Consider the following 13,386-nt stretch of genomic DNA (forward strand, 5'->3'; position numbering starts at 1 on the left):
AATTAATTAGTTTTGCTGACCTCAATTTATGAATACGACATTTCAGCATTACGGCCTCTTTGCGTTGCTGCTGGCCGGCTTTACAGCGGTCTGCGTCCGGACCGGCAAACTATCCGTTTCTGCGGCCATGGCAGCCGGTCTTACAGGGCTGCTGGTCTTTGCCGGCGCAGGCTATCCCGGCATTGCCCTGCTGGGCACATTCTTCATGCTGGGCACCCTTGCCACTTCCCACAAAAAAAACATCAAAGCAGCTATTGCTGCCGACGGGGCGCATCCCGAAAAGCAGAAGGCCGGGCAAGTATTTGCCAACGGCGGCGCCGCCGCCCTTATGGCGTTGCTGATGCTGGCCGATCCCGCCCGCAGGGAGTTATATGGACTGATGCTGGCAGGCAGCCTGGCATCCGCTACTGCCGATACCGTATCGTCTGAACTGGGCACCGTATATGGCCGCCGCTTTTTTAATGTTCTCACTTTCAGGAAAGAGCCGAAGGGACTGGATGGCGTGGTAAGCCTGGAAGGTACGCTGCTGGGGGCTGCCGGCGCAGGCGTGATCGCCGTTGTATATGCGTTGGCAGCAGGATTCGACCGGCGTATAGCCTTTATCGTAATAGCCGGGGTACTGGGCAACCTGATGGATTCTGTACTGGGGGCGGCGCTGGAGCGGAAACACTACATCGGCAATGATGCCGTCAACTTTAGCAACACGTTGTTTGCAGCGCTGGTAGCCGGCGCCTGCGGCTGGTGGTGGTAAAGAAAAAGCCCGCACAGTGGCGGGCTCGTGTCTGTTTTATAAGGTAACGATCTTTCCCGTGCGGACAGACTCGTCGCAGGCAAAAGCGATGCGCAGGCTGTTCACCGCATCCTGCACGTGGTCCGTCAGGTCTGCGTTTTCGCGGATGGCCTTCAGGAAGTAACGTTGTTCCCGGTTGCACAGCTCCTGGTGGTCCGGTTCGTCTTCCATATTGATCCAGGTATCTTCTTTCTCAAATTCTCCTTTATCGTTGAGTGCAGCATGATGCAGCCGCAGGGATTCAGTTTTCGTATGTGCTTCGATGTTATCTGAGTTGCCCGCTTTGCCGGATTCTTTTGCCACAATAGACACACAACCCTGCGGGCCGATCACGTCCTTCACGAAGAAAGCGGTTTCGCTGATCATTGGCCCCCAGCCTGCTTCGTACCAGCCTACGGAACCATCTTCAAAGCGGATCTGCAGCTGGCCGTAGTTGTAGTTACCGGCCGGGATATCGTTGGACAGCCGTGCGCCGATAGCGCTCACCTGCACCGGTTTGGAGCGGGTCATCTGGCACATCACGTCGATATAATGCACGCCGCAGTCCACGATAGGGCTCAGACTTTGCAGCAGGTTGCGGTGCACGCCCCATTTGCTGCCGGAGCTCTGCTGGTTGAGGTTCATCCGCATTACCAGCGGCTTGCCCAGCTGGTGGGCGATCTCCACGAAACGCTCCCAGGAAGGATGATGGCGCAGAATATAGCCTACCACCAGTTTTTTACCGGCCTTCCGTGCGGCAGCAGCCACTCTTTCAGCGCCAGCCACGGAGTCTGCCAGCGGTTTTTCTATAAATACATGACATCCGCTTTCCAGCGCTTTGATCGCATAACTTTCGTGCGTGTCGGGATAGGTGGAGATGCAGACAGCATCCGGACGGGTGGCGGCCAGCGCCTCTTCGTAGTTGCTGTACAGCGTGTAACCGCCGCCCAGTTTATCATTTAACACCTGCTTGCTGGAGCCGGTAGATACAATACCACATATATCAAAGCCTTCCAGGGTGTGATAAGCTACGGCATGGGAAGTGCCCATATTGCCACAGCCTACAACGAGCACCCGTAATGGTTGTACGTTTTCTGCCATGAGATAAATTTCCGGTTTAGTTTTTCATCAATCCCGGTAAGATACAGTGCAATACAGTGATTTACAAGCAGAATTTTATTGACGGGCGGAAATGTTACTTTTGCAGAAACAACAGAAGCATGGAGATTTTTCAGCAGGCATTGCGGCTAAAAGCCCGTCCCAGAGGGTTTCACCTGATTACGCACGAGGTGGTGCAGGCCTTTCCACAGATAGGCGCCTTGCAGTCCGGCATGTTGCAGGTATTTATCCAGCACACCTCCGCCGGCCTGACGATCAACGAAAATGCAGACCCTACGGTACGGGTGGATTTCGAAACGTATTTCAACAAGGCCGTTCCGGAAAACGATCCGGATTATAAGCACAATGACGAAGGGCCGGATGATATGCCTGCTCATCTGAAGTCGTCCCTGCTGGGCTGTTCCGTGATGATACCTATCCACAACGGCCGGCTGGCGCTGGGCACCTGGCAGGGCATTTACCTCTGCGAGCACCGGGATTACGGCGGTCCCCGCAACCTTGTGCTGACCGCATGGGGCAAGCCCATGTCCTGATTTAACGACACCGGTAAGCAGGCCTGGCGGCTTCGATCGCCGGAAAGAAGGAAGACATGTTATTTCCCCTGCGGGAAACGATCGCCTACCAGGTTGAGCTCAATATGATGTTCGAGATAAGCTTTTAATCCGGCTAACACCCAGCAGAAGCCGCCGGTGGAGTCCAGCGCTTTCTGTTGTACTGTCTGCACATCACCGGAGAAACCGTCATTCACTACTTCCACGAAAGTAGCGTCGTTGCCATGCGGCGTAAACGTCCACACCACGCGGGTAGCGTTCTCCGGCGCGTTCCGGTGACCACCTTTCAGGTCATAGCTGTCGTACCAGCGGATTTCGATCCGCCTGTTGGGTTCAATAGCGATGGTGTCCACAGCGGTGCTTACATTGTACATTTCCCAGGACCAGACCACTTCTTTACCGACCTCCAGTTTACCCGTGCTTTTGGTAAACCAGAACCGGGTGGTGACAGCCGGGTCAATAAATGCGTTAAACACTTCCGCTGCCGGTTTCCGGATCAGCATGCCGCTTTGTGCGATCGCTGGTTGAGGTGTGTTTGCCATAGTCATGGTTTTTAAACAATAAAAAAATGCGTAATCGATCGGTTACAAATATAAATTATTAAACCGATCGGTTACGCATTTTTTTTTACAGGTTAATTAATGGAAGTAGATATCAACGTAGTCTACCACATTATTGCCTTCACAGTTGTCCATTTCCTGCAGCCTCCAGTATTTTCTGGCGCCTTTGGCCAGGAAATGGTAGGTACCGGTTTTTTCGCAGACCTTACCGCCGTTTACATTGCTGTATTGCGTGCGGATGGTACCGTTAAAAGTCAGCTCTTTGGGGGAGTCCACGGTAAGCGTTCCGTCGATGGTCACAAAGTCGCCGGTCTTCTCGTCCCGTTGTTCTCCTTTTACCGTATAGGTAGCGTCTTTTTGTTTTTCGATCATCACTTCACCGGGGTGGTCCCAGCTGATCCACTGCAGGGTGAAGCTATGTTTTCCTTCGCGGATGGTGTTGCCCGCCCGCTGCTGGGCATAGGCCGTGTATCCGGTGAAAAGGGTGGCGGTCAACAGGCATGCAGTGATTAATTTCTTCATCATACGTACAATGTATTGGTTAAAAACAGTGTATCAAATATAAGTGCATTACCGTCTTTCGCCAAACCATTGCTAACGGCTTAATGTTACCAGCAAGTCGGCCAGTTCTTTCGGCTGGGTGACCATGGCGTCATGCCCCGTTTTCATTTCGTAATATTTCCATTGGGGAGATTGTTTTGCCTGCGCGGCAAACACTCCGAGCACCGGCAGCTGTGGCTGCGTGCAGGCGATGTAGGCCATCGGCAGGCCGTTGCCGTATGGATGATGTAAGGCCAGTGGCTGGGCGAAAGTACGATAGGGTTGTAACGTAAGGCGGGCATCCACCCATTGCCGGTCCTGTGCATTGCTGACGCCAAACAGGCTGGAAGGCCGTATGGACAGGCTATGCATCCCGTGTTGCGCCGCGTCTTTTTCAAATTCCTTTTGAAGCGATGCCGGATGTACGGAAATACAACTCTCCCCATTCCCCGCGATAACGGCATCCAGGAAAACCAGTTGACGGATTCTCTCCGGCATACGGTCAGCCACCCCGGCGATCACCACGCCCGCATAACTGTGCCCGACCAGTACCACGTCATGCAGGTCTTCCATATAGAGCAGGTTCACAATATCCGTGATATGGGTATTGAGATCGATACTGTCATGCGGTTGATTCCTATGTTCACCCAGACCGCTGAGCGAAGGCGCATACACGATATTACCTTCCGCCCGCAGCTGTTCACTGACCCGTTGCCAGCTCCAGCCCCCGTGCCAGGCGCCGTGCACCAATACAAATACTTTCCGCGACTGCGCTATGAGAGACACCTGCACCAACAGGAATACGATGATTAATTTGATAACTTTTGATTGCATGGAAAAATAATTTTCCTGCAATGTTAGAAAGACCTGTTATCAACATCAATAACTCACCCGAAAGTGAGTACACGAAACCTAACGCATGGCCGCCCTGCGGGTTAACGCAGATACCGCAGTTCAAAGTTCTCCGTAAAAAAGAGCATCATACTAATGGCCGGCTGCTGTTTCTCCGGATGATCGATCTGACAATGAAGGATATCAGTATCCTCGTCGTCACGGCACATCCGCAGCACTATCGTTTGCTCCCCTATCAGGGAGTAATCAAACCAGAGATTATTGTCGAGGGAAGTCCGGGTTAACCCAAAGGAGATGGCTTCCTGATCGGACGCGTCCAAAACATAATGACAGATGTGGGACAAGGCCAATAACAAAGCCGGCAAACGGTCTTTCCAAATCCAGGTACAAGTGGTCATACGGCAACGCATATATTTACGGGGTAAATATACAGTTATGACAGGTAATACTTTGGGAGAAAAGAGCTTAGTGTTAATTATCTTTCGTGTGCTGCCGGGTGATGCCCAGCTTTTTCATTCTTGCTTCCAGGGTGGTTGGCTTTATCTGTAAAATGGCCGCAGCGCCGTTTTCTCCGCGTACACGTCCATTGCAGTGTTTCAGTACGCGGATGATCAGTTGTCTTTCAGCTTCCGCGAGGCTGGTGATAGGTGGACTGGAGCCGGCGGCTCTGGCCTTTTCCGGCGGGGGTAGTTCCACGTAAATCACCGGCGCGCTGCCGATAATGACGGCTCTTTCCACCAGGTGTTGCAGTTCACGGATGTTGCCCGGCCAGTCGTAGCGTAGCATCGCTTCCATGGAGCGCTGGCTGATGGCGGCTACCGGTTTGCGGAAATGTTGGGAAGCATTTTCCACAAAATATTTCGCCAGCAGGGGGATGTCTTCTTTCCGTTCCCGCAGGGGTGGCAGGTGAATCGGAAACACATTGAGCCGGTAGTAGAGATCGTAGCGGAAGCGGCCGGACTGGCATTCTGCTTCCAGTATGCGGTTGGTGGCGGCCACTACCCTCACGTCAGTTTTAACGGTGCTGCCGCCTATTCTTTCAACTTCTTTTTCCTGTATTACTCTCAGTAGTTTCGGCTGTTGTTCCAGCGGCAGTTCTCCTATTTCATCGAGGAAGATGGTGCTCTGATGCGCCAGTTCAAATTTACCGGCGCGGCGTTGCAGTGCGCCGGTAAAGGCGCCTTTCTCATGACCAAACAATTCAGATTCTATCAGCTGCGGCGGTAATGCGGCGCAATTGACTTTTACCATCGGACGTGTACTGCGGGCAGACCATTCATGGATGGCCTGTGCAATAACTTCCTTGCCGGTACCCGTTTCCCCGGTAAGCAATACAGTGGCATCGGTATCGGCCACCTGCTGCACCTGTTGTATCACAGCCTGCAGCGCAGGACCTCCTATCAGCGGTCCGTATGACGTTGATAAATAAACGGCATCCTTTCGGTTATGTTCACTCTTCATTACACTATAGGGTCAATGAGTTGCTCATCCGGCAACTCCGGTTAACAATATCCAACATTTCGTATATCCATTTGGGTAACTCCAAAATATTGGATGGGACCACGATACAATTTTCTCCGTAAGTGATTGGTTAACAGAAACTTACTCACATGGCATAGTCATTGGATTCCGGAAGGAAATTTTTTTAACCCGGAAAAATTACAGCTCATCTGTAAAAAAAAACTGAAGCCCAAACAACCACATATGTAAATAAGCAATAGCCGATTTCAGCGATAGTAACAGGTAAAGACTTTTACATCAATAGCAGGCTGCATAATACAAAAAAAATACCAGTTGGTGTTTGAAGAGCATGTCGTGCTACTGCTTTAAAATATCCGTACGGATTCCTGCCTTACTACATCAGCGCCGCTGAAAAAAGTGAATCGATCAACACATAGCCATCAAAACTATATGTTTAAAAACCTCATTTGTTATGCCTTACTTTACAGTTGAGATCACCGAGAAAGAACAGTGGAACCAGGTTATCCATGCAGCCCACACGCACGATTTTTACCACACCTGGTATTATCATCAGTTGTCTGCCGCCAACAGTCATCCTTTTATATTCGTCTTTGAAAAAGAAGGGCATTTCATTGCGGTACCGCTACTGAAGCGGAATATAGAAGATACCAGTTATTTTGACTGCACGTCCGTCTACGGGTATGCTGGACCGTTATCCAGTCACGACTTTCGTGATATGTCACCGCTGCTTTTACAGCAGTTTTCGCAGGCCTTTCTTCAGTTTCTGAAAAAGAAGAAAATAGTAAGTGTGTTTACAAGGCTGCATCCGTTGATCCATCAGCACTTTCAGCCCGGGAAAACCGGCGGCTTGTATGACAACGGGAAAACGGTGGTGATAGATCTGTCCCTTTCCGTTGCGGAACGGCGGCAGCAGTACCGCAAGGCATTCCGCTCCAAAATCAATCAGCTGAGGGATAAAGGCTACAAAGTACGGCAGGGTGTCGACGAAGAAGATATCGCATCATTTGCAGCGATCTATTTGCAGAATATGCAACGGCTGGGCGCGAGCGCCAATTATCATTTCGACAAAAATTATTTTAGCCGGTTATTACAGGCCACCGGATTCCGGAGTGACATCCTGCTGGCTTCTTATGAAGGCCGTGATACCGCAGGTGTTTTCCTTACCTGTTGCAACAACATTATGCAGTTACACCTGGCAGCCACCCATGAGGACTTTATTCACGACTCCCCCATGCGGCTGCTGGTGGAAGAGGCCAGTATTTTCGGGCAGTCCAAAGGGATGCGGCATCTGCATCTCGGCGGCGGCGTAGGCGGGCAACAGGATTCGCTATTTAATTTCAAAGCCGGATTTTCTGACCAGCACCTGGACTTTAAAACATGGCGGCTGATTGCCGACACGGCCACTTATAAAGCACTGACACTGAAAAAGGCGCCCACACCGGTCATGACCGACCTGCCTTTTCCGGTTTATCGTTTTCTCTAGTTATAGTTGCTAAAAAATTTTACCATATCTTTTTTAAACCTTCATAACGTATGCATTCCAATATCACCATCGCGATTGACTTTGACGGTACCTGCGCCTATCATCGCTTTCCGATGATAGGGGAAGAAATTCCACACTGCATCACTGTGTTACAAAGACTCCAACAACAAGGGGTAAAGCTTATACTCAACACCATGCGGTCCGGCAGGCATCTGAAAGATGCCGTGAAATGGCTCAACGGCAAAGGCATTACCCTCTACGGTGAAAACAGGAATCCGCAGCAGCGCCGGTGGACCGGCAGCCCCAAGGTACAGGCTGACTTTTACATTGACGATGCAGCCCTCGGCTGCCCCGTGGAAGAAGATATTTTCGGAAGAGTATCTGTCGATTGGTATAAAATGGAAACCCTTTTGGAAGCGCGGCAGGTACTGCCTGCCCGCAATCGGGCCAAAGAGAAAGTATGGCTGCTACAGCCAGCGAAGTAAGCATAGCTGTTCTTACATCAGAGAAGCCTGCGTGAACGCAGGCTTCTCTATTTCAGCATTCCATATGCAATATCGGGTAGGGCTTGCCCATGCCGTCCCTCTCAGAACGGCCGCTGATCTTAAAGCCCATGCGCTCATAAAAACCAACAGCCTGACTGTTTTGCTCGTTAACATCCACTTTACGGATATGCAGCTCCGTGAGGGCATAATGAATAAGCTGCTTACCCACGCCCTTTCCCCGCGAGGCATCCTCTACAAACAACATCTCCAGCGAATCGGCGTGTACACCGAGAAAAGCTACCGGCTGTCCCGCGTCATTCAAAAACAGGTAAGTATCTACCTGTGGAAAAAACGCCTCCGGCAGGAGCGCCCTGATATGCTCAAAATCTTCCTGCGCTAAAAACCCATGGGTGGCCTTTACGGCGGATTCCCATATTCTTACCATTTCCGGGTAATCTGTGGCTGTTGCTCTTCTTATCTTCATGTTCCTGTCTGTTTAAGGTGAATGACAATTTCGCGTTTTCTATGACTTTCTCCAAATATTCCCAGGCAGGCCATCACCTTCCTGTTTCTGTGAATTGTACTAAATATCCAACGATAAGTGTCATAAATCCCAATTACCGCCATCCTAATTTTGTACTTAATTAATTCCAGTAATAATGACTACAAGTGTAATCTTCTTCGGCATCATGGCTGCCATCGGCTATATCTTTTTACAATCCCTGTTTATACTGGGGGTACGGATAGCGGCGAAAGGCGCGGTAGAGAAACTGCCCAACGGAAAAGACAAAGACAGTGAAATGATCCTGTTCCCCATCTTCAAGTACCTCACCCGTACCGAACGTATAAAAATTTACTACAGCGGCGAGCAGTTTGATCAGCTGGCCCGGAGGCTCGGCGTGCTGATGCCGGAATACCGTTTAAACATGGAAGACAACAGCATCCTGCTTCCGCCGGACGATGCTTCCAGGGTCCCGGTGCTGAAAGAGCTGAATAACATGCTTCCTAAGATCGACGGGAAAATACAGGTAGAAGTAACGGGCAACAGTATACGATTTTTTAAGATCGATGAAGTGTTCAAGGTTAATAAATACCTGCGCAAGCCGGTGATCCAGTGTCCTATCTGCATGGCCTCTTACTGGAGCGTTTTCAGCTACTGGATCCCGGTAATCTACTTTTATGGTTTTAACTTCTGGGTAGTATATGCCGGCGTGGTCAATATCTGTGCAATAGCTTGTATGAACTGGCTGTTGTGGATGCGGGGCTCGGCCTACGAAACACAGATCATGAAGGGATAAGGCTGTTTCGCAGCCCGTATTGCCGGCACAGCTCCTCCATTTTCTGCGAGAAAGCCTGCCGGTAATATGCCGGCATTTGCGGACCATCCGCAAAGAACCGTTGGTACTTTTCCATCAGATGAGGATAGTGTTTGGCGACGGCGTTCATCACCAGTGTTTTGCTGTCTGCCGGCCCCGATCCGAATAATGTCAGCGTAGCCGGGAATATATAAGCCGCACCGGCAGTTTTAAAGGCCTGAAACATTTCATCCAGGTGTGTGGCCGTATCCGTGATAAAAGGCAACAACGGCATCAGGCTCACGCCACTGTGAAAGCCATGCTGTATGGCTGTTTTTAACGTCCCGAGGCGCAGCGAAGGCGGGGTGGCGCCGGGCTCAAAAATATGCGCAATGGTATCGGAGATGGTGGAGAAGGAGAACGTAATAAAAACCTTATGGGATAGTTTATCCTGAAGATCGCCGGGAAGAATAGCGGTTTGATCGATGGCCTGCAGCAGATCAAAATCGCGGCCGACCAGGTCCGATTTGGTGATCACATGCACGGGGAAGCGGTAATGCAGAATCACCTCCAGCAGGCGCCGGGTAAGCTGTTGCGTTTTTTCAATTTGCAGGTAAGGATCAGTGGCGGAAGACAGCACGATAATGCCGTACTGTTTTTTCCGGGCGCGGAGCGACAGCTGCCGCTCCAGCAGCCCCACCGCATTACTCTTCACACTCAGCTTTTCCTCCATATTGATCCCGTACTTACTGCCCCTGATGTAACAGTACTGGCAGTTGAAAGAGCAGCCGCTGTAGGGATTGAGCGTATAGTCGTCCAGGAACCAGGGATCCCGGCGCTTTGTCTTGTTCAGTATGGATTTAACAACGACGGTACGTATCATTTTTTCCTGCTGTAATGAAGACCCATATTAATTTTTGTTCTGAACCATTGTCTTGTGGCGGCAGATTCGATACGCGGATGATAACGGGCGATGAGTTCCGGATGAAACTTCGCGACTGTTTTGGCGCCCCATCCGATTCCTTTCCTGGTATGAAAATCTGTTGCGTCCGACAGCGATAGCAGCATATTGAACACCGGCTCAACAAATACCGGTGATAATCCTTTCTTTACTGCGTAATGCGCAGCCACTCCTACGGTCCTGACCATCCATTTATTCTCGTGCGCGGATAGCTGCTGTAATAAGGGAATCGTTTCTTCGGGCCTTGTCAGCAGGGCGTGTCCTAACACCCGTTCTCCGATGATGTCGCATACATACCACTGGTCGCCGTACTGAATATAAGCGCAGGCCTTATCGATCGACGCTGCGAAGTGCCGGTCCAGGCGCAGCTGCAGGACCGTGCCTGCCAGCACCTGGCTGCCGGTTTCCCGCAGGCATATAATATCGTCCAGGATGCTGGTCTGTTCTTCATCCGGGACCGCCGCCGCTATTTCCCTGGCGGCATATTCCAGCAGCGGAAACTTCACTTTCTTCTTCAGCAGGGTGTCATGCAGCGAGGTGACAAATATCTCCCGGCCACTATGCTGCAGGGCATGCAGGGCTGCTGCCACCAGTTGTTTGATCGTTGCCTTGCTACTGATCGTTTCCATACGTGATATTTGCTCCGGCGATAAAGGTATAAAATATACCAACGTCTCCTGTAAACCAGGAGGCCGTCTCCTGGGGGAGACGGCCTCGCTGTTATCGGGTAAATGGAGCGCGGTTTATTGTGCCCGGAGGCTGTTCACCGGGTTGGCCATCGCTGCGCGGATAGCCTGGAAGCTGATGGTGGCCAGGGCAATGCCGGCAGCCATAAAGCCGGCCGCTGCAAAGACCTCCCAGCCAATACTGATCCGGTAGGCGAAGTCCAGCAACCAGCGGTGCATGGCCCACCAGCCCAGCGGGAAGGCAAACAGGATGGCGATCATCACCAGTTTCAGAAAATCTTTGGACAGCAGGTGGACGATATTGGTCATGGTAGCGCCCAGCACTTTGCGGATACCTATTTCGCGGGTCCGTTGTTCTGCAGCGTAGGCCGCCAGTCCGAACAGTCCGAGGCTGGCAATGAAGATAGCCAGTATGGCGAAGGACAGGGATATTTTACCCATCCTGCTTTCAGATTGATACAGGCTGTTAAAATCATCGTCCATGAAAGAGTAGGTGAATGGCTGATTCGGCACCATCGTTTTCCATTTCTCTTCCACCTGTGCCACGAGGGCCGGGATATCGCTGCTGCGTACCCGGAAAGCCATGCTTCCCCTGTCTTCCCGGAGAAACAGCGCCAGCGGCGTCACCTGTTCGCGCAGCGAGTTGAAGTTAAAGTCTTTCACCACGCCAATGATAGTATAGCTGTTACCGCTTTTGCCGCCTTCGTCCCGCCACTCGTATATTTTCCGGTTGAGCGGATCTTTCAGTCCGATCAGCCGCGCGGCTGCCTCGTTGATAACGACAGCCTGCGAGTCTGTGGCAAAGGCGGCGGAGAAATTCCTGCCGGTTTTCATGTGCATGCCCATAGCGGGGATATACTGATCATCCACCGACCACATTTGCATGGTCACTGCATTTTTGGGATCCGGCACCGGTGTGAGGAACATCGGTCCGTCGTTACGGCTATCGCCGGTGGGCAGATAAGCAGTCATCGTGCCGGCCTGTACGCCATTGAGTCCCAGCACCTCCTGCCGGAAAGCTTTCGCCTGGCTGCCCAGCGTGGCAGTATTTTGCAGTACCAGTACCTGCTCGCGGTTGAAGCCCAGTTGTTTATTGCGGATAAAGCGGAGCTGATTGTAAATCACCATGGTGCCTACCATCAGGATGATAGAGATGCTGAACTGGAACACTACGAGGCCGTTGCGCAACATGCTGTTGCGGAAGCCGGAGGCGATAGTGCCTTTCAGTACCAGTACGGGCCGGAAGGCGGAGAGGAAAAAGGCAGGGTAACTACCCGCCAGCAGTCCCACCAGCAACACCAGTCCCACCAGGACAAGGCCCAGCCAGGGTCTGCTGAACAGGCCCAGGGTTATGTGTTTTCCTGCTACATCGTTAAATAAGGGCAACATCAATGAGGCGATACCCAGCGCCAGCAACATGGCGATGGCGCTTACCAGCATCGATTCTGTCAGAAACTGCGCCACCAGTTGGGCACGCTGGGAGCCCATTACCTTGCGGATGCCTACTTCCTTCGCCCTGTTGGCCGAGCGTGCGGTAGACAGGTTCATGAAGTTTACGCAGGCGATCAGCAGGATAAACAAGGCGATGGCGGAGAAAATATACACATATTGAATGGAGCCGTTAGGACTCAGCTCAAAGCTTTTGTTGCTGTGCAGGTGAACGGCTGTGAGCGGCATCAGGGAGTAGCGGATATAACCACCGCTGCGCTCCAGTTCTTCCCTGGAGGTATTCACCATCGCCAGCAGCTGTGGGGCGATGTATTTGGCGGTAGCCGGTCCCAGCTTGGCTTCCAGCTTCTTCGGATCTGCTCCTTTGCGCAGCACCACGTAGGTATTGAAGTTATTACTTAACCAGAGGTCGTTCCGGCTTTCCGGCGCGCCGGAGAGCGAAGCGAAGAAATCGAAGTCCACCTGTGTGAGGCCGGGAAATGGTTTCAGTACGCCCGTTATCTTATACGGCACGCTGTCATTAATCAGGAGATCGCGGCCGATAACATCAGTGGTGTTAAAATACTTAAAGGCCGTTTTCTCCGTGATCACCACAGTGCGCGGTTCCCGTAGCGCCGTTCGCTGATCGCCCTCCAGTAGCGGAAGGGAGAAAACGCGGAACAGTGTCGAGTCTGCGAAAATCACTTTCTCTTCCCTGATGTTCTGGCTTCCTTTGCGTACGAGCCAGCCGTCGTACTTACGAAAGCGGGTTTCTTCCTCTATCTCCGGCAGGTCATTTTTCAGGGCCGGCCCCAGTGGCGCCGGCGCGCTGGCGATCACATAATGGGTACCGCCGAATTTGATGTCGGCATCTACCCGGTAGGTCCTTTCAGCAGCAGCATGAAAACGGTCGTAGCTCAGTTCATCGAGGACATATAGTATGATCAGCAGGCTGGTAGCCAGGCCTATGGCCAGTCCCAGCACGTTGATAGCAGAAAAGGCTTTGTTCTTCCAAAGGTTACGTATCGCTACGCTGAAATAATTCTTTAGCATGACAGGGAAATTTATACCTAAAAACGATACAGGCCTACCAAAAAGGAAACCACGAACATATTAGGTTAAATATCAACTTAATACGAATAATTATTATCAATATAACGTTCAGATTCGAACAA

The 13,386-nt window shown here is 51.5% G+C and carries 15 protein-coding genes; 5 read left to right on the forward strand and 10 right to left on the reverse strand.

Annotation, left to right across the window (positions count from 1 at the left end):
- Positions 1–28 precede the first annotated feature (28 nt).
- Positions 29–751, forward strand: coding sequence for a DUF92 domain-containing protein (locus HF324_RS21665; RefSeq protein ID WP_168860804.1), 723 nt, complete (start codon positions 29–31; stop codon positions 749–751).
- A 36-nt stretch (positions 752–787) separates the two neighbouring features.
- Here the strand turns inward: HF324_RS21665 and HF324_RS21670 are convergent, their stop codons facing one another.
- A complete protein-coding gene (locus tag HF324_RS21670) occupies positions 788–1,870 on the reverse strand; it encodes a Gfo/Idh/MocA family protein (RefSeq protein ID WP_168804501.1) in 1,083 nt (360 codons plus the stop codon).
- A gap of 119 nt (positions 1,871–1,989) precedes the next feature.
- Here HF324_RS21670 and HF324_RS21675 point away from each other — a divergent pair, with 119 nt between their 5' ends.
- Entirely contained in the window at positions 1,990–2,421 is a 432-nt protein-coding gene (locus tag HF324_RS21675) for a secondary thiamine-phosphate synthase enzyme YjbQ (RefSeq protein ID WP_168804502.1), read from the forward strand.
- A 59-nt stretch (positions 2,422–2,480) separates the two neighbouring features.
- On the opposite strand, the gene HF324_RS21680 is transcribed toward HF324_RS21675, so the two are convergent.
- From HF324_RS21680 to HF324_RS21700, 5 genes are all read right to left on the reverse strand, one after another.
- Positions 2,481–2,981 (reverse strand): SRPBCC family protein, encoded by a 501-nt coding sequence (locus HF324_RS21680; protein ID WP_168860805.1) that lies wholly within the window; start codon positions 2,979–2,981, stop codon positions 2,481–2,483.
- A 96-nt stretch (positions 2,982–3,077) separates the two neighbouring features.
- The gene (locus HF324_RS21685) at positions 3,078–3,524 is read right to left on the reverse strand and encodes a hypothetical protein (RefSeq protein WP_168804504.1); all 447 of its coding nucleotides are present in this window, start codon (positions 3,522–3,524) and stop codon (positions 3,078–3,080) included.
- A gap of 69 nt (positions 3,525–3,593) precedes the next feature.
- Positions 3,594–4,373, reverse strand: a complete 780-nt coding sequence (locus HF324_RS21690; RefSeq protein ID WP_168804505.1) for an alpha/beta fold hydrolase — start codon at positions 4,371–4,373, stop codon at positions 3,594–3,596.
- 101 nt (positions 4,374–4,474) lie between these two features.
- Positions 4,475–4,789, reverse strand: a complete 315-nt coding sequence (locus HF324_RS21695; RefSeq protein ID WP_168860806.1) for a hypothetical protein — start codon at positions 4,787–4,789, stop codon at positions 4,475–4,477.
- A 73-nt stretch (positions 4,790–4,862) separates the two neighbouring features.
- Positions 4,863–5,852, reverse strand: coding sequence for a sigma-54 interaction domain-containing protein (locus tag HF324_RS21700; RefSeq protein ID WP_168804507.1), 990 nt, complete (start codon positions 5,850–5,852; stop codon positions 4,863–4,865).
- 472 nt (positions 5,853–6,324) lie between these two features.
- On the opposite strand from HF324_RS21700, the gene HF324_RS21705 reads away from it, so the two are divergent.
- Positions 6,325–7,356: a GNAT family N-acetyltransferase gene (locus HF324_RS21705; RefSeq protein WP_168804508.1), complete on the forward strand. Its 1,032-nt coding sequence runs from the start codon at positions 6,325–6,327 to the stop codon at positions 7,354–7,356.
- Between the two features lie 50 nt (positions 7,357–7,406).
- The gene (locus HF324_RS21710; protein ID WP_220100800.1) at positions 7,407–7,841 is read left to right on the forward strand and encodes an HAD family hydrolase; all 435 of its coding nucleotides are present in this window, start codon (positions 7,407–7,409) and stop codon (positions 7,839–7,841) included.
- A gap of 52 nt (positions 7,842–7,893) precedes the next feature.
- Here HF324_RS21710 and HF324_RS21715 read toward each other — a convergent pair whose 3' ends face one another.
- Positions 7,894–8,325, reverse strand: coding sequence for an acetyltransferase (locus HF324_RS21715; RefSeq protein ID WP_168860807.1), 432 nt, complete (start codon positions 8,323–8,325; stop codon positions 7,894–7,896).
- Between the two features lie 175 nt (positions 8,326–8,500).
- Here HF324_RS21715 and HF324_RS21720 point away from each other — a divergent pair, with 175 nt between their 5' ends.
- Positions 8,501–9,139, forward strand: coding sequence for a transposase (locus tag HF324_RS21720; RefSeq protein WP_168860808.1), 639 nt, complete (start codon positions 8,501–8,503; stop codon positions 9,137–9,139).
- On the opposite strand, the gene HF324_RS21725 is transcribed toward HF324_RS21720, so the two are convergent.
- From HF324_RS21725 to HF324_RS21735, 3 genes are all read right to left on the reverse strand, one after another.
- Positions 9,126–10,019: an SPL family radical SAM protein gene (locus HF324_RS21725; protein WP_168804511.1), complete on the reverse strand. Its 894-nt coding sequence runs from the start codon at positions 10,017–10,019 to the stop codon at positions 9,126–9,128. The two genes, HF324_RS21720 and HF324_RS21725, sit on opposite strands and share 14 nt — an antisense overlap.
- Complete coding sequence (locus tag HF324_RS21730; protein WP_168804512.1) at positions 10,016–10,726, reverse strand: DNA alkylation repair protein; 711 nt, start codon at positions 10,724–10,726, stop codon at positions 10,016–10,018. Before HF324_RS21730 ends, HF324_RS21725 begins: the two co-directional genes overlap by 4 nt.
- Positions 10,727–10,840: 114 nt before the next feature.
- A complete protein-coding gene (locus HF324_RS21735) occupies positions 10,841–13,264 on the reverse strand; it encodes an ABC transporter permease (protein ID WP_168860809.1) in 2,424 nt (807 codons plus the stop codon).
- Positions 13,265–13,386: the final 122 nt, after the last annotated feature.

Origin of the sequence: Chitinophaga oryzae, from assembly GCF_012516375.2 — a bacterium.
Taxonomy (GTDB): Bacteria; Bacteroidota; Bacteroidia; order Chitinophagales; family Chitinophagaceae; genus Chitinophaga; species Chitinophaga oryzae.